Raw genomic sequence first — 19,501 nt, 5'->3', positions numbered from 1 at the left:
GGGCTTCGTTCAGAGATCGGCCGTCGACCGCAGCCGCTCCCAGGGGACGCCGAGCCTGACCTCCTCGTCGTCGAGCGACTCGATCTGGTCCCATTCGGCGTAGCGGATCTCGCCGTGCATGCGGCGCACGAGGGCGCCCAGCAGCGACGGCCGCCACAGCCCGGGGCCCCGCTCGTACCCGAAGAGCCGCCCGGCCCGCCGCCGGGCGATCAGCAGTCCGGCCGCCCGCAACGCCTGCTGGACCCCGGCCAGCAGTGGCCCGTCCTGGACGAGTCGGACGTCCACGGTGTTACCGGCGACCTCCCCCGACGGGCCGCGGACCGTACGGCCGAGCAGCCCGCCGAGCCGCATGGCGTCCGGCCTGTCCTCCCACCGCTCCCGCACCCTGAGCGCCTTCTCCGGCGCGTCCCTCGCGCCGCTTCCGAAAGCGCCCTGCGCGCCGCCCTCTGAAGCATCCTTCGCCCCGCCCTCTGAAGCATCCTGCGCCCCGCCCTCGGGAGCATCCTGCGCCCCGCCCTCGGGAGCATCCTGCTCCGGGGTCCCGGCGGCGCCGGGGATCCGGCCGATCACGTTCCTGGTGAGCCAGCGTTCCAGCGCCAGGTCCTGCCGGTGGCCGGCCACCCGTACGGCGCTGCCGATCTCGGTCACCAGGCTCATCTCGATCCGGTACGGCCCCGGCCGCTCCTCCCGCCGGAAGAGCTGGTCGGTCTCCGTCATCAGCCATCCCGGCAGGCCGCCGAGCCGCGGGCCGAGCGCGAGCGGGCCCGAAAGGATCGCGGTGACGTACGGCCGGTCTCCGGGCCGCATCTCCAGGTCGTCCACCTTGCACAGCAGGCGGTCGTCGCTCTCCCTGACGACCTGCCGGTCGAGCAGGTGCAGACGGGCGTGCAGCACCCGCGCGGGTTCGGTCAACGAGTCCTCACCTCCTCCGGCAGCGTCGTCACTGCCCCGCCTTGGTCGCGATCATCAAGGGGATGGCCGCGACCGCCACGACGAGCAGCAGCACCATGTAGAAACTTCCCAGCACGTTGCTGAATCTGCCGTTGACCTTCTCCCCCATGTAGTCGGGATCGTTGGCGATCATGAGGACCGGCAGGTAGGTGAGCGGCAGGGCCGCCGCAGAGAAGACCAGCGAATACTCGGTCACCTTGATCGGGTCGATGGTGGTGAGGATCAGCGCGGTCGCGACGATCACCGCGGCCAGCACGGTCACGTGGAACCGGGCGGCGCGGCCCGGCACCACGTATTTGCCCCACTGCCAGCCGAAATACTGGCTCAGGGAGTAGCCCGACGACAGGGCGGTCTCCAGGGTCGCGCCGAACGTGGCCGCGAACACCCCGAGGATCACCACGCCGAGGCCGACCTTGCCCAGCCCCTGGGCCACCGGGAGCACCATCTGCCCGAGCGAGTCGGGCTCGGCCGCGACCGGCATGAACACGGTCGCCGCGCACGCCGCGATCGTCAGCGACAGCACGCCGCCGAGGGGGAAGCCGACGAACACGTTGGCCCGCGCCGTGACCAGATCCCTGCGGGTCCACCGCTCCTCGACGCCGCCGGAGGAGAAGAAGAACACCTCGTACGGCGTCATCGCCCCGCCGAGCAGCGCTATCGCGTAGTAGAGGTAGGTCGGCACGCCCTCGTCCGACGGCGGCCGGACGAGCTGCGTGGACAGCTCGCCCCAGTCGGGCCCGAGCTGCCACAGCGCCACGATGAACACGACCAGCCCGAGCCCCGCCAGCCCGAAGACGCGCTCCATGGTCTCGAACTTCACCCGCCACATGACCAGCCACGCGACCAGGGCCACGGGCGGCACCCACAGCAGGTAGTTCAGCCCGGTCGCCAGCTCCAGCGCGAGCGCGGCGCCGCCGATCTCCGCCGCCAGCGTGAGCACGTTGATGAAGAACGACGCCCCGAGGTTGACCAGCCCGGCGCGGGGGCCCATGCGCTCGCGGACGAGGTCGAAGACCGGCCGCTGCGACACCGCCGCGATCCTGCCGGACATCTCGGCGAAGACGCAGATGCCGATGATGCCGAGGATCACCACCCACGCGAGGGACATGCCGAACCTCGACCCCACGACGGCGTTGGCGACCAGGTCGCCGATGTCCACGAACCCGCCGAAGGCCGTCAGGATGCCGAGCGTGACCGCGAGGAACCTCTTCACCTGTGCCTCTCCGCGAAGTCGTTCAGCTCGCTCGCGAGCCTGCCCAGGTCCCGTGCGGCCGCCGCCGGGTCCTTCACCCCGTCCCGGCGCGTCTGGATGAGCAGGTCCTCGACCTCGCTCTCGGCCTTCTCGGTGAGGCGCAGCACCTCGTCCCTGACCCGGTCGGAGGCGTCCGAGGGCGGCTGCACACCGCCGAACTGGTCGTTCACGCTGCCCAGGTCGCGCACCGCCTCGGTCAGCACCACCTCGGCGTACGGCCCGGTCATGCGGTCCCGGTACGCCACGACGGAACGGGCGAACCGCACGGCCGAGGCGGCCGACTCTGCCGTCTTCCCGGCCTTGAGCGCGTAGTCGTGGTCGTCCCACGCGGGGCTGACGCACCCGGACAACAGGAGTGCCGTCAGCAGGGCGGGCGGCACCAGCCGAGCCGGCGGGATCATGTGCGCCGCCGCAGCAGGAGGTAGGCGAGGACGAGGATCGGCACGAGGAACTCCGCCCAGGCGATCAGCAGCACGAGGCCTTCATCCGTCACAGCCGGTCCACCTGCCCTAACGGAGAGCCTTTGAACCGAACCTTCGGCGGCGTGGAATGCCGATCGCCGCGCGGGCGTTTCCATCGAGGGTTCCGTACGCCGTCGGCACGTGGTGGCGATCGGGATCAACTAAAATGGCTTGGCCGTGTCATGCGGCGGATGTGCGTCTCGCTTCAGTCCCGGGACGCGGACGACACCCCGACGATCCAGAGCGAGACTTCACTATGCCTATGAACACCCGCGACGACCTGCGGAACATCGCGATCATCGCGCACGTCGACCACGGCAAGACCACGCTGGTCGACGCCATGCTATGGCAGTCCGGCGCGTTCCGGGCCAACCAGGACGTGGACGAGCGGGTCATGGACTCCAACGACCTCGAGCGCGAGAAGGGGATCACCATTCTCGCGAAGAACACGGCGGTCAGGCACGGCGGCATGACCCTCAACATCATCGACACCCCCGGCCACGCCGACTTCGGCGGCGAGGTCGAGCGCGGCCTGTCGATGGTCGACGGCGTCGTGCTGCTGGTGGACGCCTCCGAGGGCCCGCTGCCGCAGACCCGCTTCGTGCTGCGCAAGGCGCTGTCCGCGAAGATGCCGGTGATCCTGTGCATCAACAAGGTGGACCGGCCGGACGCCCGCATCGCCGAGGTCGTCGACGAGGTGTACGAGCTGTTCATCGACCTCGACGCGACCGAGGAGCAGATCGACTTCCCGATCGTGTACGCCTCGGCCAAGGCCGGGCGGGCCTCGCTGGAGCGCCCCGCCGACGGCGGCATGCCGGACTCCCCCGACCTCGAGCCGCTGTTCGACACGATCAAGAGCACGATCCCGGCGCCGGTCTACGACCCGTCCGCGCCGCTCCAGGCCCACGTCACCAACCTCGACGCGTCCAGCTACCTCGGCCGTATCGCGCTGTGCCGCGTCCACCAGGGCACGATCCGCAAGGGTCAGCAGGTCGCGTGGTGCCGCACCGACGGCAGCGTCCAGCGCGTCAAGATCTCCGAGCTGCTGATGACCGAGGCGCTGGAGCGCAAGCCCGCCGAGGAGGCCGGGCCCGGCGACATCATCGCGATCGCCGGCATCCCGGACATCATGATCGGTGAGACGCTGGCCGACCCCGACGACCCGCGCCCGCTGCCGCTGATCACGGTCGACGAGCCGGCGATCTCCATGACGATCGGCACCAACACCAGCCCGCTGGTCGGCAAGGTCAAGGGCGCCAAGGTCACCGCCCGCCTCGTGAAGGACCGCCTCGACAAGGAGCTGGTCGGCAACGTCTCGCTGCGCGTGCTGCCCACCGAGAGCCCGGACGCCTGGGAGGTGCAGGGCCGCGGCGAGCTGGCCCTGGCCATCCTCGTGGAGCAGATGCGCCGCGAGGGCTACGAGCTGACGGTCGGCAAGCCGCAGGTCGTGACCAAGGTCGTGGACGGCAAGGTGCACGAGCCGGTCGAGCGCCTCACGGTCGACTGCCCGGAGGAGTACCTGGGCGCCGTCACCCAGCTCCTGGCCGTACGCAAGGGCCGCATGGAGCACATGACCAACCACGGCACCGGCTGGATCCGCATGGAGTTCCTGGTGCCGGCGCGCGGCCTGATCGGCTTCCGCACCGAGTTCCTCACCGAGACCCGCGGCACCGGCCTCGTGCACCACGTGTTCGAGACGTACGAGCCGTGGTTCGGCGAGCTGCGCACCCGCAACAACGGCTCGCTGGTCGCCGACCGCGCGGGCCAGGTCACCGCGTTCGCGATGCTCAACCTGCAGGAGCGCGGCGTGCTGTTCGTCTCCCCCGGCACCGAGGTGTACGAGGGCATGATCATCGGGGAGAACTCCCGCTCCGACGACATGGACGTGAACATCACCAAGGAGAAGAAGCTCACCAACATGCGCTCCTCCACCAGTGAGGAGACCGAGAAGGTGATCCCGCCGCGCGTCCTGTCCCTGGAGCAGGCCCTGGAGTTCATCCGCGACGACGAGTGCGTGGAGATCACCTCGGAGACCGTGCGCATCCGCAAGACCGTCCTCGACTCGGCCAGCCGAGGCCGCGCCGCCGCGCGCGCCAAGCGCGCCAACTGAGCTCCTCAGGCTCCTTCACCCGAAGCCCTCGCCGACCGGTCGGCGGGGGCTTCGGCCTTCCGGCCGCAGGTGGGGCGAGCGCCGTCACGGACCCGGCGATGCCGCCGCCGGTCTGCGCCGCTCGGCGGCGTGCTCCGGAACCGCGCGCGGCGACGCCGACGAGAGGACGCCGACGGCAAGAGCGGGTAAACGGCGGGCACAGATGACGTCGTTCGCGCTCCCCCTCACACCCGGCCGTGCTCTGCTGTCGCAGGCAGTGCAGCGTCTGAGGAGGAGCGATCATGCCCCGCACAACCCGTCTCGCCATGGCCGCCGGGCTCGCCCTGGGACTGGCCGCCGCGGCCGCCCCGGCCGTGCCGGTGCTGTCCGCCACCACCACAGCGGCCACCACCACAGGGGCCACCACCACAGGGGCCACCACCACAGGGGCCACCACCAGGGCAGCCGGCGCCACGGGGACCACCATGGGGGCCTTCGCACCCCGGACCCGCCCCGGCGAGCCGATCACCGCGGTCGTCAGGAACACCGCGGGACGCGTGCTGGGCACCGTGCACGTCGAGCGGTACGACGCGAAGAAGTCGCGGGTCAGCGTCGGCATGCGGGGACTCGCCCCCGGCTTCCACGGCTTCCACGTCCACGCCGCCGGCGTGTGCGATCCCCGCTCCGTGGACCGGGCGACGGGCAGCGCGTTCTCCAGCGCCGGAAGCCACCTCGGCTCGGGAGCGCACGGTGACACGGCCGGGGACATGCCGCCGCTGCTGGCGGCCGAGGACGGCACCGCCTCCGCGTCCTTCGTGACCGACAAGTTCACCCCGGAGCAACTGGCCGACGCCAACGGGAGCGCGTTCGTGGTGCACGCCGGACCGGACAACTTCGCGCACATCCCGGACCGGTACTTCCACCGCCCCGACGACACCGGCGCCGTGGGCCCGGACACGACCACGCGCAAGACCGGGGACGCCGGCGCCCGGATCGGCTGCGGCGTCGTGAAACGCCGCGCCTGACCGGACGGGGGCGGTCAGGACAGGTGGCGCCTCAGCCAGTCGACCAGCGGGACGAGCGCCCGCCAGGTCGAACGGACCCGGTCGAGGGCCTCGGGGGTGTGCAGCCACGGCTCCGGCTCGAACCGCCGCCCTGCGTGCAGCGTCTTGTGCCGCAGGAGGCCGAGCCGGGGGTGGTCCTCCGGCGTGCCGCGGGGGCGGGTCTTGAGCCGCTCGCCGCCGACCGTGAGATCGCCGGGCAGGGCCGCGAGGATCTCCTCAAGCAGGGGCCCGGCGGTGTCGTCGTCCATGGCCTCGCGGTAGCGCAGCACCTGGTCGCCGGGCATCCACCAGCCCGCCGCCACGTAAAGGCCGTCGGCGTCCACCTGGACGTAGTAGCCGACGCCCTCCACGCCCACCCCGCAGTAGGCCCCCTGGTGCGTCTTGTACGGCGACTTGTCCTTGGCGAACCGCACGTCGCGGTGCGGCCGGAACAGGTGGGCGGGCCCGAACTCCGGCTCCAGCTCGTCCATCAGCGCGAGCATCGGCGCCCGGACCCCGGTCTCGTACAACTCCTTGTGGGCCGTCCAGTACGCCTTCGAATTGTCGGCGACGAGGCCCTCGTAGAAGATGAACGCCTCGTCAGGGAACCCGCTGAAACCCATGCCACCCACCTTCGCACGCCCCACCGACAGTCCCGGGACCGGGACGCGCGGGACGCGGCCCGTCTACCGGTTGGTGTACTTCTTGCCGGGCGTGGTGGCGCCGAGCAGCTCCGAGACGGTCACGTACGTGAAGCCCTTGCGGTCGAGTTCGTCGAGCAGGCGGGGCAGTGCCTGCACGGTGGTGGCGTGGATGTCATGCATGAGCACGATGTCGCCCGGTTTCGCCGCGGCGCTGCGCTGGGTGATCACGGCGGGGTTGCGGTTGAGCCAGTCGAGGGTGTCGACCGCCCACATGATCTGTGCGAGGCCCGCCTGTCTGGTCTCGTTGTCGACCGTGTGGTTCGTCGCGCCGTACGGCGGGCGCATGAGCCGCATCCGCACGCCGGTCACCTTCCGCACGGCCTCCTGGGTCCGGTCGAGCTCGCGGCGCAGGCCGTCGGGCGACAGCCCCGGCAGGGAGGCGTGGTCCCAGGAGTGGTTGCCGATCTCGTGGCCCTCGGAGGCCATCCGCCGTACGAAGTCCCGTGTCTCGTCCGTCACCATCTGCCCGAGCAGGAAGAACGTGGCCCTGGCGTGGTGGGCGGCGAGCAGGTCGAGGACGTGCCCGGTGTATTCGGCCGGCCCGTCGTCGAACGTCAGCGCCACGCATTTGTGCTGTCTGCAGTCGACGCGCCGGGGCGGCGGGATCGCGGGCAGGCGCGGCCCGGGCGCTCCCCGCTGTGTCCCCGCCAGCCGGAAGCGCAGCAGGTCGGCGTCGAAACGCCCAGGCGTGCCGAAGCGCGGATGCGGCGCCACGGGACGCTCGCCCGCGGCCGTTACGGTCCTGGCCTGGGCGCATCCGCCGAGCAGCAGCAACGACAGCAGAACGGATCCGATCCGCATACGACCCCCCGGAGCAGGCGGGGGGCCACGAACGCTACGGATAGCCTCCGGCCGATCCCCCCCGCAGAACCTTTTCCAGCTCCTCCCACCAGGGCGGCACGTCCGCCTTGAGTTCGGCGTACCTGCGGGCCACCCGGATGGCGCATCCTGCGGGGTCCGTACCCAGGTGCCGGCACTTCACGGCACCCTCGCGCCAACGGTAAAAGCCCTCACGGAAGGTCACGACCAGGCCTATCCAGACGGAGAGAGTAGCCTCGTCGCCGATCTCGTAGGCGTCGGCCACCCCGAGCGCGGCGAGTTCCGCGCGAAGTTTTTCCACCGCGACTCGCGATTCACTCACCGGCCACCGCCCCCTGCACAGCAGACACGCACAAAAAGGGATGTACCCAACCTTGGAGCGGCGCTTGCGGATTCATTCTGTAATCATCGGCTACTGAGCGTCACCACGCAGCCCTTACTCGTCAGTCATCTGCAGGTTCTCCGGCATCGGCCTGCTCCCGCACGTCGGACGGCACAGTGACATCGGGCGGCACCTGGACATCCGGCGGGACCGTGACATCCGGCGGGACCGTGACATCCGGCGGGACCGTGACATCCGGCGGCTCGGGCGGCTCGGTGACCACCATGACGAAGCGCAGCGGTTCGTCGTGCTCGTTCGCATAGCGATGGGGCCGGTCGGCGCTGAACACGACGGCGTCACCGCACCCCACCACGTGGCTCCTGCCGTACACGGTCAGCGTGAGCCGTCCCTCCAGCACGGTGAGCATCTCCCGGGTGCCCGCGGGGTGCGCGTCGCCGTCGTGGTGCTCGCCCGGCCCGAGCCGCCAGTCCCACAGCTCCAGGATCGCGGGCGCGTCGGTCCCCACGAGCAGGCGGGCCGATCCTCCCCCGGGATGCCGGAACGTCACCACCTCGGACTCGTGCACGACCCGTACGACGGGGGTGTCGGCGACCTCCACCAGCCGGGCGAGGGTGACGCCCAGTGCGTCGGCGATGCGGGTGAGCGTGTTGACGCTCGGGTTGGTGCGGCCCTGCTCGATCTGGATGAGCATGCCGCGGCTCACGTTCGACCGCGCCGCGAGCTCGTCGAGGGTCATCCCCCGGTGGGCTCGCTGGCCCCGTACGTTGGCGGCGATGGCCGCGGTGATCGTCGCAGGATCAGCCATGGGTCCACAATAGTGATCTCCCAGTACAATCCATTGCACTGTTGATGCAATCTCTTGGGGGATCCGTGACGGCGGCGGCGCTCGCGACGGCATGCGCGGTGATCTTCGGCACGGCCGACTTCTTCGGCGGACTCGCCACCAGGCGTTCGCAGGTGCTGGCAGTCGTCGTGCTCTCCCAGCTCGGCGGCCTGCTGCTGATCGCCGTCCTGCTCCCGCTCCTGCCGGGCCACGCGAGCCCGGCCGCGCTGGCCTGGGGGATGGCCTCCGGGGTCGCCGGCGCCTTCGGCATCGTGCTGTTCTACCGCGGCCTGGCCACCGGCATGATGTCCGTGATCGCCCCGACCACGGCCACGACCGCGATGGCCGTCCCCGTGCTCTTCGGCCTGCTCACCGGCGACCGGCCGTCCGCCCTGGCACTGGTGGGCGTCGCGCTCGGCCTGCTCGCCGTCCTGCTGGTCAGCCGCGAGCCGAACGGCGGCGCGAGCGGCCCGAAAGCGGGGCCGATCATCGCCGCCCTGGTGTCGGGAGCGGGTTTCGGCGGGTTCTTCGTGCTGCTCAAGCTGGCCCCGGCCGACTCCGGCACGTGGCCCCTGCTGGGGGCGAGGATCGCGTCGATCACTCTGGTCGCGCTGCTCGCCCTCGCCACGCGCAGGAGCCTGCGCCCGGTGCCCGGCAGCCTGACGGTGACGATCGCGGCCGGGGTGCTCGACATGGCCGCCAACGTGCTCTATCTGTTCGCGGCGCAACGGGGGATGCTCACCCTGGTCGCCGTCCTGGTGTCGCTCTACCCGGCGAGCACGCTGCTGCTCGCGCGGTACGTCCTGGGCGAGCGGCTGAGCCCCGTGCAGATCACCGGCGTCGGGTTCGCGCTCGGCGCGATCGTCCTCATCGCCGCCGCCTGAGCGCCCCCGGACAGCGCTTGGGGACCCGCATGAGCGCCGCCTGCGCCTGAGCCGGGCGGCCCCGCCGCCCGGCGTCTGCCCGTCAGGCCGCGCAGGCCTGCTCGGGGACGCGTACGACACCCTCCTCGCGGGCGTAGCCCTCCAGCATCCCCCGGAGCTGACGGCGGCCCCGGTGCAGCCGGGACATGACGGTGCCGATCGGCGTGCCCATCCGGTCGGCGATCTCCTTGTACGCGAAGCCCTCCACGTCGGCCAGATAGACGGCCACCCGGAAGTCCTCCGGAAGGGAGCGCAGGGCGTTCATCACGACGCTGTCCGGAATCTGGTCGAGCGCCTCGGTCTCGGCCGAGCGCAGCCCGGTCGACATGTGCGACTCGGCCGCGGCCAGCTGCCAGTCCTCGATCTCCTCGGCGGCCGACAGCTTGGGCGAGCGCTGCTTCTTGCGGTAGTCGTTGATGAAGTTGTTGGTGAGAATGCGGTGCAGCCAGGCCTTGAGGTTCGTGCCCTCGCGGAACTGGTGGTACGACGTGAACGCCTTGGCCACGGTCTCCTGAACCAGGTCCTCGGCGTCGGCGGGGTTGCGCGTCAGACGCATCGCGGACGCGTAGAGCTGGCTCGTCACCGGCACGACCTCACGCTCGAACCATGCCTGCCGCTGCTCGTCGGTCGAGATCATCTCTTCCCCCTACGGAACTTCTCCCCCGTTACCCGTCCGGCCGGAACACATGCGAGGTCGCTCGTTCATCGTTGTGCCAAGGACATCGTGCCGATCGGGGCCTAAGCACGCTGTTAATTAGTCCGGCCTGGTCAGAACCGTCGATGTAGGGACCAGGCCCGCGCGGCCAGGTCACGCGCAAGCCGAACAAGTCTCATTAGCGTAACACTGGAGCCTCAATCGAGAGTAAAATGTGGCAAGTTTCACTGTGTGTCCGTACAGCTGGGACCTTGGTGTTCATGCCGGACAACGTGCCAGAGTGGCGCCATGAACCACCTGGATCGGCATGATCCGGTCACGAGGGCCTGGGTGGCCGACGCCATCCAGGCCGTCGAGGCCGACGCCAACCGAAGCTGTGACACTCATCTGCATGCCTTCCCGCTCCCCTCGCACTGGGGGGTCGACCTCTATCTGAAAGACGAGTCGGTGCACCCGACCGGTTCACTCAAGCACCGGCTCGGCCGCTCACTTTTCCTGTACGGCCTGGCCAACGGCTGGATCGGCCCCACCACCACGATCATCGAAGCGTCCAGCGGCTCCACCGCCGTGAGCGAGGCGTACTTCGCCCGCCTGCTCGGCCTGCCGTTCATCGCGGTGATCCCGGCGAGCACCTCGCCGGAGAAGCGGGAGATCATCGAGTTCTACGGCGGCAAGTGCCACCTGGTGGACGACCCGAGGGCGATCTACGACGAGTCGCACCGGCTCGCCGCCGAGACCGGCGGGCACTACATGGACCAGTTCACCTACGCCGAGCGGGCGACGGACTGGCGGGGAAACAACAACATCGCCGAGAGCATCTTCCAGCAGATGACCCTCGAACGGCACCCGGAGCCCGCGTGGATCGTGGTCGGCGCGGGCACCGGCGGCACCTCCGCGACGATCGGCCGCTACATCCGCTACCGCCGGCACCAGACGCGGCTGTGCGTGGCCGATCCCGAGGGCTCGGCGTTCTACCCGTCCTGGGTCTCCGGCGAGGAGCACGGCGGCGCCGGATCGCGGATCGAGGGCATCGGCCGGCCGCGGGTCGAGCCGTCGTTCCTGCCGACGGTCATCGACCGGATGACGCAGGTCCCGGACGCCCTGTCGATCGCGGCCATGCACTGGGTCAGAGAGGTCACCCGCCGGGAGGTCGGCGGCTCGACCGGCACCAACATCGCGGCGGCGGTGCAGATCATCCGGGAGATGCGGCAGCGAGGCGAGCGCGGCAGCGTGGTCACGCTGATCTGCGACGGCGCCGAGCGCTACCGCGACACCTACGGCGACCCGCGCTGGCTGTCCGGGCAGGGCATCGACATCGCCCCGCATCTGGAGGAGCTGCGCGCCTTCCTGCGCGACTGACGACGGGCGGGCCGGTGAATCCGGCCCGCCGGTCTTTCCCCTGTGTCAGTCGCCGAGCAGGGCGTCGACGAAGACCTCGGGGTCGAACGGCGCGAGGTCGTCCGGCCCCTCACCGAGGCCCACCAGCTTCACGGGCACGCCCAGCTCGCGCTGGACCGAGATCACGATGCCGCCCTTGGCCGTGCCGTCCAGCTTGGTCAGGGCGATGCCGGTGACGTTGACCACCTCGGCGAAGACCTGCGCCTGGCGCATGCCGTTCTGCCCCGTGGTCGCGTCGAGGACGAGCAGCACCTCGTCCACCGCGGCCTTCTTCTCGATGACCCGCTTCACCTTGCCCAGCTCGTCCATGAGGCCGGTCTTGGTGTGCAGGCGGCCCGCCGTGTCGATGATCACGGTGTCGGCCTTGTCCTCGATGCCCTTGGCCACGGCGTCGAACGCCACGGACGCCGGGTCGCCGCCCTCCGGGCCGCGCACCACGCCCGCCCCGACGCGGTCGCCCCACGTCTGCAGCTGGTCGGTGGCCGCCGCGCGGAAGGTGTCGGCGGCGCCGAGGACGACCTTCCCGCCGTCGCCGACCAGGACGCGGGCGAGCTTGCCCGAGGTCGTGGTCTTGCCGGTGCCGTTGACGCCCACGACGAGGACGACCGCGGGCCGCTCGCCGTGCGGCTTCGTGTGAAGGGTCCGGTCGAGGTCGGGAGCGATCTGCGTGAGCAGTTCCTCCCTGAGCAGCTTGCGCACCTCGTCCGGGGTGCGGGTGCCGAGGACCTTCACCTTCGTCCGCAGTTCCTCCACCATCGCCCTGGTCGGCGCGACGCCGACGTCGGCGGTGATCAGGGTCTCCTCGATCTCGTCCCAGACGTCGTCGTCGAGACGGTCGCGGGACAGCAGTTCGAGCAGGCCGCGTCCGAGGACGTTCTGCGAACGGGCCAGCCTGCTGCGCAGCCGCACCATCCGGCCGGCCGAGGGCGGCGGGACCTCGATCTCGGGAGCCTTGATCAGCTCTTCGATCGGAGGGGCGGGGGGCGGCAGCGTGGTCGTCGAGCCGCCGTCTTCCTCACCGAGTCCCGTCTTCGCGGGCTCCTCGATCACGGGAGCCTGCGGCTCGGGCGGGGCCGGCGGCGCGGGCGGCAGGTCCTTCGCCTTCGGCCGGAACAGCAGCCAGAGGCCACCCACCGCCAATATGGCGACGATGGCCACGATCACGATGATGCCGAGGTAACCGTCCACACCATGCAGTTTCCCAGATCACCCGCATTACTCCCGCCAGCGCACAGGTCATTCGAGCGATCCGGAGGGGCGGAAACGAGCCCCCGGGTAAACGGGAGACGCGCTCTGCCTAGACCTTCTCGCGGAGGCGCTGGCTGACGACCTGAGTGACACCGTCGCCGCGCATGGACACGCCGTACAACGCGTCGGCGATCTCCATCGTGCGCTTCTGGTGCGTGATCACGATGAGCTGTGAAGTCTGTCTCAGTTCCTCGAACAGCGTGAGCAACCGCTGGGTGTTGGTGTCGTCGAGGGCCGCCTCGACCTCGTCCATCACGTAGAACGGCGACGGGCGGGCCTTGAAGATCGAGATGAGGAACGCGACCGCCGTCAGCGACCGCTCTCCGCCGGACAGCAGCGACAGGCGCTTGACCTTCTTGCCGGGTGGCCGGGCCTCGACCTCGACGCCGGTCGTCAGCATGTCCTCCGGATCGGTCAGCAGCAGGCGCCCCTCCCCGCCGGGGAAGACCCGCTGGAAGATCCCCTGGAACTCGCGCGCCACGTCCTCGTACGCCGCCGCGAAGACCTGCTCGACCCGGTCGTCGACCTCCTTCACCACGAGCAGCAGGTCGCGCCGGGTCTTCTTGAGGTCTTCGAGCTGGGAGGTGAGGAAGGCGTGCCGCTCCTCCAGCGCGGCGAACTCCTCCAGCGCCAGCGGGTTGACCTTGCCGAGCTGGGTCATCTGCCGCTCGGCCGTCCTGGCCCGCTTCTCCTGCTCCTCCCGGACGTACGGCACCGGCGGGTCGCCCGGCACCGGCACGCCCGGCCCGTACTCCGCGATGAGCGGCTCGAGCTCGATGCCGTACTCCTCCAGGGCGCGCTGCTCCATCTGCTCCAGGCGCAGCCGGCGTTCCGTCCTGGCCATCTCGCTGCCGTGGACCCGGTTGACCAGGGCGTCCAGCTCGGAGCCGAGCTCCCGCACGCGCAGGCGCACCTGCTTGAGCTCGGCGTCGATCTGCCCGCGCGCCCGATCGGCCTCGTCGCGCTCCTCGGCGGCCCGCGCGAGCGAGCCCTCCAGCGCGCCCAGGGCGGCGCGTGCTCCGTCGGCCACCGCGGCGGCGATCTCCGCCTGCCTGCGGCGGCGTTCCCGGTCGGCCGCGGCCCGGGCGCGGTCCTGCCGCTCGCGCTGCGCCGCGCGCAGCAGGGCCTCGGCGCGGCCGGCGATGCCCCGCACCCGCTCCTCGGCCGTACGGACGGTCAGCCGGGCCTCCATCTCGGCCTGCCGGGTGACGCCGCAGGCGGCGGCCAGCTCGTCCCGGGTGTCGGTGGTCGGCTCCGCCTCCAGCTCGGCGGCGTACTCCGCCTCGGCGAGCTGCTCCTCCAGCTCCACGACCGCGGCCTGCGCCTGTTCGCGCGACTCCTGGGCGTCCAGCACGGACCGGCCGAGCCGGGCCGCCTCGTCCTGCGCGGCCTTGACCGCGGCCTCCAGCCGGGCGAGCTGCTTGGCCGCCGCCGCGGCCCGCTGGTCGGCCTCCCGCTGCCTGCCGCGCAGGCGGTCGAGCCCGGCCTGCGCCGCGTTCAGCCCGTTCTGCGCGGCGTTGACCCCGCTCTGGGCGGCGCTCACGCCGCTCTGCGCCTCGGCGACTCGCGCCTGCGCCGCCTCCAGCGCGAGCTGGCACTCCCGCTCGGCGGCCACGGCCTCGGCCAGCGCCTCCGCGTGCCGTTCGGCCCCGGCCCGGGCGGTGGCGAGATCGGCGGCGGCCTCGTCCAGGGCCGTACGCATCTGCAGCAGCGAGGCGCCGCCGCCGGAGCCGCCGTGCGCGGCGTGGACGCCGAGCAGGTCGCCGGACGTGGTCACGGCCCGCAGCTCGGGGTGGGCGTCCACGACCTTGCGCGCGGTGAGCAGATCGGGCACCACGACCACGCCGGACAGCGACGCCTCCACGGCGGGGCGCAGCTCGTCCGGCACGGTGACCAGGTCGGCGGCCCACTCGGCGCCCGCGACGGGCACCTCCGGCCGCCTGTCATGACCGCTCCCGCCACCGTTCCTGTCGCCGGCGATCAGCAGGGCGGCGCGACCGGCGTCGGCCTCGCGCAGGTGCTCGACGGCCGCGACGGCGGCGGTGAGCGAGGCGACGGCCACGCCGTCGACCGCCAGGACGGCCGCGACGGCCGCCTCCGCACCCGGGCGTACGGCCAGCAGCGTGGCGATCGGGCCGAGCACCCCGGGCAGCCCGGCGCCGAGCAGCGCGGCGGCCCCGTCCGCTCCCCCGGCCAGGCTCATCTCCAGTGCCTCGCACCGCGCCTGGAGAGCGGCGACGGCGCGCTGCGACTCCGCGTCGGCGGCGCGGGCCGTGCCCACGGCGGCCTTGGCGGCGGCCAACGCGTCCCTGGGCGCGGCCAGCTCGGCCCGCTCCCGCTCCACCACGGCCTCGGCCTGCTCGGCCACGGCCCTGGCCTCCTCCACCGCGGCGCGGGCGAGGTCGACGCCCTCCTGCGCGGCCTCCAGTTCGGCCGCGAGCCCGGGGTCGGCCGGCGCCTCGTCGAGCGCCTGCGCGTCGAGCTCGTCCTGGGCCTGTTCGGCACGCCGGGTGGCGTCCTCGACGGCCTTGGTGAGCCTGCCGATCTCGTCCCCCGCGGCCCTGGCCCTGCTCCTGGCCGACTCGACCTGACCACGCAGACGGGCGAGGGCCTCGCGGCGGTCGGCCGCGGCCCGGGCGGCGAGGGCCAGGCGCCGCTCCTCTGCGGCCAGCGCCTCCTCGGCCTCGGCACGGACCTCGACGGCGGCCGCGAGCCGCTCACGCGCCTCGTCCAGCTCCTCCGCCAGCACCCGCTCCTGCTCCCGCACCTCGGCGGCCTCGCGCTCCAGGTCCTCCGGGTCGCGCCCGCGCCGCTCGATGGACGCGGCGTCGGCGGCGTGCCGCCGCCGTTCGGCCGCGAGGCTCTCCACGCCGCGCAGCCGTTCCCGCAGGGCCGAAAGGCGGTAGAAGGTCTCCTGGGCGGCCTTGAGACGCGGCTGGGCCTCGTTCTCGGCCGCCTCCAGCTCCGCCTCCCGCCGCTGCCCCTCGGCCAGCTCGGCCTCCACCTGGGCGCGCCGCGTCTGTACGGCCGCCTCGTCGGCCTCCTCCCGCTGCAGGGTGTCGCGGAGGGTGATCACGTCGTCGGCGAGCAGGCGCAGCCGCGCGTCACGCAGGTCGGCCTGGATGACGGCCGCCTTGCGGGCGATCTCGGCCTGGCGGCCCAGCGGTTTGAGCTGACGGCGCAGTTCGGCCACGAGGTCCTGGACGCGGGTCAGGTTGGCCTGCATCGCGTCGAGCTTGCGGAGGGCCTTCTCCTTGCGTTTGCGGTGCTTGAGGACGCCCGCGGCCTCCTCGATGAACGCCCGGCGCTCCTCCGGTCCCGCGTGCAGCACCTGGTCGAGCTGGCCCTGGCCGACGATGACGTGCATCTCCCGGCCGATGCCCGAGTCGGACAGCAGCTCCTGGATGTCGAGCAGCCGGCAGGTGTCGCCGTTGATGGCGTACTCGCTCTGGCCGGACCGGAACATCAGCCGGCTGATCGTCACCTCGGTGTAGTCGATGGGGAGCGCGCCGTCGGTGTTGTCGATCGTCAGGGTGACCTCGGCCCGGCCGAGCGGCGGGCGGCTGGAGGTGCCCGCGAAGATGACGTCCTCCATCTTGCCGCCGCGCAGCGACTTGGCGCTGTGCTCGCCCATCACCCATGCGAGGGCGTCCACGACGTTGGACTTGCCGGAGCCGTTGGGGCCGACCACGGCGGTGATGCCCGGCTCGAAGCGGAGGGTGGTGGCCGAGGCGAATGATTTGAAGCCGCGTAAGGTGAGCGTCTTCAGGTACACGTCCGCCCCCCTTGATGCCGCCCGGCGTTTGGGGGGAAAGACTACAGCTCCCGGCGGCCGGGCACGCGGGATAGGCACCGGCGGCACGCTTGTGAAGGGAAGACCGGAAACGACAAGCGGGGCGGTTCGCCCATCTCTTTATGATCGATTAGCCGCCGAATCAATTGCCGGGGAACGGCGGCGGAAATGGCAAGGGACGCCTTTGCGGGGCGTCCCTACAATCCTTTCCCGTTCCTGCCGGACCTCAGGTGAGAGCCGGCTCGCGATCCTGCAGCCGGACCAGGGCCTCATCACGAGTTTGCGCCGCGAGCGCGTCGTTCTGGGCCTGGAGCCGGTTGAGTTCTGCCTCGAGGTCGCGGATGCGCTGCTGGAGACGGCGCATTTCCGAGATCATCCGAGGGTCAGGACCGCCGACGTGGCCGAGTAGAGCCTTCGCCATAGTAAAGGGTCCTCCACGCTGAGTGACCAGACTGGTTCGCGCACTTCATGCCGCGGGAGGGGTGCGCGTGGTTCCTCTCAAGAGTCGCACCGGCATTGGAGACGGTCAAGTTGAACGCTCCGCGATGACGTACCGGTGGACACTCTCGCTAGATAAATATACCGGATTTGAGGGGTTTGAGGGAAGCCCTACCTCTCGACAAACCCGGCGATACCTCTCTTCGCATCGCTCCAGCGCTCGACCACCCCCTCAACGTGGCCGGGCGTGTCATCGGTGCGTAACAACGCCAGGAGCCTTTCGCACGACTCCCTCGGGCCCTCGGCGACGACCTCGACCCTCCCGTCGGCCAGGTTCGAGGCCCACCCGACGAGTCCGAGCTCCAGCGCGCGGGCCCGCGTCCACCAGCGGAATCCCACGCCCTGCACCCGTCCCCGGACCCATGCCGTCAACCGAACCACGCCTACAAGTATCCAGATCGACTCCGGCCGCCACAGGCGGGGGTCCCCTACTGGCGGGCGTTCCTCGGGCGGGGCTGGCACTTCGGGCAACTGTAGGAGGACCGGTTCATGAACGCCTCCCGCCGGATCGGCGTCCCGCAACGGCGGCAGGGCTCGTCCCGCCTGCCGTACACCGCGAGCGAGCGGTCGAAGTAGCCGCTCTCGCCGTTCACGTTGACGTACAGGCTGTCGAAGGAGGTGCCGCCCTGCCCGAGCGCCTCGGTCATGACCGCGCGGACGGCCGCGAGCAGTTCGGCGATCTTCGGCCGGGTCAGCGTCTCGGTCGGCCGGGCCCAGTGCAGGCGCGCCCGCCACAGCGCCTCGTCCGCGTAGATGTTGCCGACCCCGCTGATCAGCGACTGGTCGAGCAGCGCCCGCTTGATCCCCGTACGGCGCAGCCGCAGCCGTACGGCGAACTCCTCGTCGTCGAAGGCGTCCTCCAGCGGGTCGGCGGCGATGTGCGCGATCGGCTCGGGCACCGGCCGGCCCCGCCCGGCGGCGGCCATCGGCGCCACCAGGAGGTGCCCGAAGGTCCGCTGGTCGACGAACCGTAGCTCCGGTCCGCCGTCGGTGAAGCCCATGCGCACGCGCAGATGCTTCTCCACCGGCGACAGCGGATCGACGACGAGCAGCTGCCCGCTCATGCCGAGGTGGGCGATCAGGGCCTCATCCGCCTCCTCCCGGGCGCCGTCCCGCAGGGGCAGCCACAGGTACTTGCCGCGCCGCTCGGCCGACGTCAGCGTGCGGTCCTTGAGCTGGGCGGGCAGGTCGCCCACGTTGCGGCGGACCGCCCGGGGATGCAGGACCTCGGCCGCGGCCACGGTCCGGCCGGCGACCCAGCTCTCCAGGCCCCTTCGGACGACCTCGACCTCGGGCAGTTCGGGCATGCGCCGTCCCCCGGGCTCAGGCGCGTACGGGGCCGGCGCCCTCGCGGGCGTCGCGCAGCGCGCGGATCGCGGTCCAGGCCGCCTCGGCCGCCTGCTGCTCGGCCTCCTTCTTGCTGCGCCCGGAGCCCTTGCCGTACTCCTTGCCGCCCACGCGCACCGTGGCGGAGAACGACTTGGCGTGATCGGGCCCGCTCTCGTCCACGTGGTATTCGGGCACGCCGAGCATCTCGGCGGCGGTGAGCTCCTGCAGGGACGTCTTCCAGTCGAGCCCGGCGCCGAGCGACGCCGACCGCGTGATGAGCGGGTCGAACAGCAGATGGACGACGCGGAACGCCTCGTCGAGGCCCTTGTCGACGTACACCGTGCCGATCAGGGCCTCCAGCGTGTCGGCCAGGATCGACGACTTGTCGCGCCCGCCCGTGCCCTCCTCGCCGCGGCCCAGCCGCAGGTACTTGCCGAGGTCGAGCGTCCTGGCGACGTCCGCGAGGGCCCGCATGTTGACCACGGCGGCGCGCAGCTTGGCGAGCTGGCCCTCCGGCAGGTCGGGGTGGTTGCGGAACAGCGTGTCCGTCACCACGAGACCCAGCACCGAGTCGCCCAGGAACTCCAGGCGCTCGTTCGTCGGCAGTCCGCCGTTCTCGTACGCGTACGAGCGGTGCGTCAGCGCCCGCTCCAGGATGCCGGTGCTGAGCCTGACGTTCAGCACCTGATAGAGCTCGTCCCTGGCGACCTCGACGGGGACGGGCTTTACAGACGGTGCGGCCATGAAATCCTCCCAACTCCTATGTGCAGGCAGGGCCGTGCACGGGAGGCAGGTGGACCGGCCGAAGGCCCGAAGGCGTGGTGGACGCCGGTCCGCCGGGAGCCGATGGCCCCGGCGTCCACCACGGCCGCGGGCGTGCATGTGGGTGCGTACCGTCCAACCGCCACCGCACGTTCCTGTGAAGCACGGTAACGCCGACCGGCTCGCCTTGACGATCCGGCCGGCGTCCCGATGTCCGCCTAACGCGCGATCAGGCCGACGGCTCGACGACCTGACGGCGGTTGTAGGTGCCGCAGGTCGGGCACGCCACGTGCGGGCGCTTGGGCGAGCGGCACTGCGGGCAGCTCACGAGTGCGACCGCCGCCGCCTTCCACTGGGACCTGCGGGCGCGGGTGTTGCTCCGCGACATCTTCCGCTTGGGGACGGCCACG

The 19,501-nt window shown here is 71.4% G+C and carries 19 protein-coding genes; 4 read left to right on the top strand and 15 right to left on the bottom strand.

Going from position 1 to position 19,501, the window contains the following annotated elements; genetic code table 11:
- Positions 1 to 9: 9 nt before the first annotated feature.
- From AAH991_RS05535 to AAH991_RS05525, 3 genes are read right to left on the bottom strand one after another with little or no spacing between them, the layout of a single operon-like run.
- Positions 10 to 912: a hypothetical protein gene (locus tag AAH991_RS05535; protein ID WP_346224639.1), complete on the bottom strand. Its 903-nt coding sequence runs from the start codon at positions 910 to 912 to the stop codon at positions 10 to 12.
- Positions 913 to 940: 28 nt separating this feature from the next.
- On the bottom strand, positions 941 to 2,164 hold the full coding sequence (locus AAH991_RS05530; RefSeq protein ID WP_346224638.1) for an NRAMP family divalent metal transporter: 1,224 nt from the start codon (positions 2,162 to 2,164) through the stop codon (positions 941 to 943).
- Positions 2,161 to 2,604 carry a hypothetical protein gene (locus tag AAH991_RS05525; RefSeq protein WP_346224637.1) on the bottom strand — a complete coding sequence of 148 codons (444 nt, stop codon included), beginning with the start codon at positions 2,602 to 2,604 and terminating at the stop codon, positions 2,161 to 2,163. The genes AAH991_RS05530 and AAH991_RS05525 overlap by 4 nt, the downstream gene beginning before the upstream one ends.
- 316 nt (positions 2,605 to 2,920) lie before the next feature.
- Here AAH991_RS05525 and typA point away from each other — a divergent pair, with 316 nt between their 5' ends.
- Positions 2,921 to 4,774, top strand: a complete 1,854-nt coding sequence (typA, locus tag AAH991_RS05520) for a translational GTPase TypA (protein ID WP_346224636.1) — start codon at positions 2,921 to 2,923, stop codon at positions 4,772 to 4,774.
- A 281-nt stretch (positions 4,775 to 5,055) separates the two neighbouring features.
- The gene (locus tag AAH991_RS05515; protein ID WP_346224635.1) at positions 5,056 to 5,778 is read left to right on the top strand and encodes a superoxide dismutase family protein; all 723 of its coding nucleotides are present in this window, start codon (positions 5,056 to 5,058) and stop codon (positions 5,776 to 5,778) included.
- A gap of 14 nt (positions 5,779 to 5,792) precedes the next feature.
- Here the strand turns inward: AAH991_RS05515 and AAH991_RS05510 are convergent, their stop codons facing one another.
- From AAH991_RS05510 to AAH991_RS05495, 4 genes are all read right to left on the bottom strand, one after another.
- Positions 5,793 to 6,419 carry a DUF2461 domain-containing protein gene (locus AAH991_RS05510; protein WP_346224634.1) on the bottom strand — a complete coding sequence of 209 codons (627 nt, stop codon included), beginning with the start codon at positions 6,417 to 6,419 and terminating at the stop codon, positions 5,793 to 5,795.
- A gap of 63 nt (positions 6,420 to 6,482) precedes the next feature.
- The gene (locus AAH991_RS05505; protein WP_346224633.1) at positions 6,483 to 7,301 is read right to left on the bottom strand and encodes a polysaccharide deacetylase family protein; all 819 of its coding nucleotides are present in this window, start codon (positions 7,299 to 7,301) and stop codon (positions 6,483 to 6,485) included.
- A gap of 34 nt (positions 7,302 to 7,335) precedes the next feature.
- Entirely contained in the window at positions 7,336 to 7,641 is a 306-nt protein-coding gene (locus tag AAH991_RS05500; RefSeq protein ID WP_169984171.1) for a hypothetical protein, read from the bottom strand.
- 121 nt (positions 7,642 to 7,762) lie between these two features.
- The gene (locus AAH991_RS05495; RefSeq protein WP_346224632.1) at positions 7,763 to 8,467 is read right to left on the bottom strand and encodes a helix-turn-helix domain-containing protein; all 705 of its coding nucleotides are present in this window, start codon (positions 8,465 to 8,467) and stop codon (positions 7,763 to 7,765) included.
- A 65-nt stretch (positions 8,468 to 8,532) separates the two neighbouring features.
- Here AAH991_RS05495 and AAH991_RS05490 point away from each other — a divergent pair, with 65 nt between their 5' ends.
- Entirely contained in the window at positions 8,533 to 9,369 is an 837-nt protein-coding gene (locus AAH991_RS05490) for an EamA family transporter (RefSeq protein ID WP_346224631.1), read from the top strand.
- An 82-nt stretch (positions 9,370 to 9,451) separates the two neighbouring features.
- On the opposite strand, the gene AAH991_RS05485 is transcribed toward AAH991_RS05490, so the two are convergent.
- On the bottom strand, positions 9,452 to 10,045 hold the full coding sequence (locus tag AAH991_RS05485) for a sigma-70 family RNA polymerase sigma factor (protein WP_346224630.1): 594 nt from the start codon (positions 10,043 to 10,045) through the stop codon (positions 9,452 to 9,454).
- Positions 10,046 to 10,351: 306 nt separating this feature from the next.
- Here AAH991_RS05485 and AAH991_RS05480 point away from each other — a divergent pair, with 306 nt between their 5' ends.
- The gene (locus AAH991_RS05480; RefSeq protein WP_346224629.1) at positions 10,352 to 11,422 is read left to right on the top strand and encodes a PLP-dependent cysteine synthase family protein; all 1,071 of its coding nucleotides are present in this window, start codon (positions 10,352 to 10,354) and stop codon (positions 11,420 to 11,422) included.
- Between the two features lie 45 nt (positions 11,423 to 11,467).
- Here AAH991_RS05480 and ftsY read toward each other — a convergent pair whose 3' ends face one another.
- The 7 genes from ftsY to rpmF form a co-directional block, all read right to left on the bottom strand.
- The gene (ftsY, locus tag AAH991_RS05475) at positions 11,468 to 12,649 is read right to left on the bottom strand and encodes a signal recognition particle-docking protein FtsY (protein WP_346224628.1); all 1,182 of its coding nucleotides are present in this window, start codon (positions 12,647 to 12,649) and stop codon (positions 11,468 to 11,470) included.
- 109 nt (positions 12,650 to 12,758) lie between these two features.
- Positions 12,759 to 16,484: a chromosome segregation SMC family protein gene (locus AAH991_RS05470; protein WP_346224627.1), complete on the bottom strand. Its 3,726-nt coding sequence runs from the start codon at positions 16,482 to 16,484 to the stop codon at positions 12,759 to 12,761.
- A gap of 244 nt (positions 16,485 to 16,728) precedes the next feature.
- The gene (locus AAH991_RS05465) at positions 16,729 to 16,923 is read right to left on the bottom strand and encodes a hypothetical protein (RefSeq protein WP_079312688.1); all 195 of its coding nucleotides are present in this window, start codon (positions 16,921 to 16,923) and stop codon (positions 16,729 to 16,731) included.
- Between the two features lie 188 nt (positions 16,924 to 17,111).
- Positions 17,112 to 17,381: an acylphosphatase gene (locus AAH991_RS05460; protein ID WP_428833943.1), complete on the bottom strand. Its 270-nt coding sequence runs from the start codon at positions 17,379 to 17,381 to the stop codon at positions 17,112 to 17,114.
- A 47-nt stretch (positions 17,382 to 17,428) separates the two neighbouring features.
- Complete coding sequence (mutM, locus tag AAH991_RS05455) at positions 17,429 to 18,307, bottom strand: bifunctional DNA-formamidopyrimidine glycosylase/DNA-(apurinic or apyrimidinic site) lyase (protein ID WP_346224626.1); 879 nt, start codon at positions 18,305 to 18,307, stop codon at positions 17,429 to 17,431.
- Between the two features lie 16 nt (positions 18,308 to 18,323).
- On the bottom strand, positions 18,324 to 19,073 hold the full coding sequence (gene rnc, locus AAH991_RS05450) for a ribonuclease III (RefSeq protein ID WP_346224625.1): 750 nt from the start codon (positions 19,071 to 19,073) through the stop codon (positions 18,324 to 18,326).
- A 247-nt stretch (positions 19,074 to 19,320) separates the two neighbouring features.
- Positions 19,321 to 19,500, bottom strand: coding sequence for a 50S ribosomal protein L32 (rpmF, locus tag AAH991_RS05445; protein WP_030506036.1), 180 nt, complete (start codon positions 19,498 to 19,500; stop codon positions 19,321 to 19,323).
- Position 19,501 lies beyond the last annotated feature (1 nt).

The organism is Microbispora sp. ZYX-F-249 (assembly GCF_039649665.1).
GTDB lineage: Bacteria > Actinomycetota > Actinomycetes > Streptosporangiales > Streptosporangiaceae > Microbispora > Microbispora maris.
This window is presented reverse-complemented; position numbering and strand designations above follow the sequence as displayed.

Bases quoted from the DNA above. Each gene is read 5' to 3' on its own strand.
- AAH991_RS05525 (WP_346224637.1), bottom strand. From the start codon at position 2,604: ATGATCCCGCCGGCTCGGCTGGTGCCGCCCGCCCTGCTGACGGCACTC.
- typA (WP_346224636.1), top strand. From the start codon at position 2,921: ATGCCTATGAACACCCGCGACGACCTGCGGAACATCGCGATCATCGCG.
- AAH991_RS05515 (WP_346224635.1), top strand. From the start codon at position 5,056: ATGCCCCGCACAACCCGTCTCGCCATGGCCGCCGGGCTCGCCCTGGGA.
- AAH991_RS05510 (WP_346224634.1), bottom strand. From the start codon at position 6,419: ATGGGTTTCAGCGGGTTCCCTGACGAGGCGTTCATCTTCTACGAGGGC.
- AAH991_RS05505 (WP_346224633.1), bottom strand. From the start codon at position 7,301: ATGCGGATCGGATCCGTTCTGCTGTCGTTGCTGCTGCTCGGCGGATGC.
- AAH991_RS05495 (WP_346224632.1), bottom strand. From the start codon at position 8,467: ATGGCTGATCCTGCGACGATCACCGCGGCCATCGCCGCCAACGTACGG.
- AAH991_RS05485 (WP_346224630.1), bottom strand. From the start codon at position 10,045: ATGATCTCGACCGACGAGCAGCGGCAGGCATGGTTCGAGCGTGAGGTC.
- AAH991_RS05480 (WP_346224629.1), top strand. From the start codon at position 10,352: ATGAACCACCTGGATCGGCATGATCCGGTCACGAGGGCCTGGGTGGCC.
- AAH991_RS05465 (WP_079312688.1), bottom strand. From the start codon at position 16,923: ATGGCGAAGGCTCTACTCGGCCACGTCGGCGGTCCTGACCCTCGGATG.
- mutM (WP_346224626.1), bottom strand. From the start codon at position 18,307: ATGCCCGAACTGCCCGAGGTCGAGGTCGTCCGAAGGGGCCTGGAGAGC.
- rnc (WP_346224625.1), bottom strand. From the start codon at position 19,073: ATGGCCGCACCGTCTGTAAAGCCCGTCCCCGTCGAGGTCGCCAGGGAC.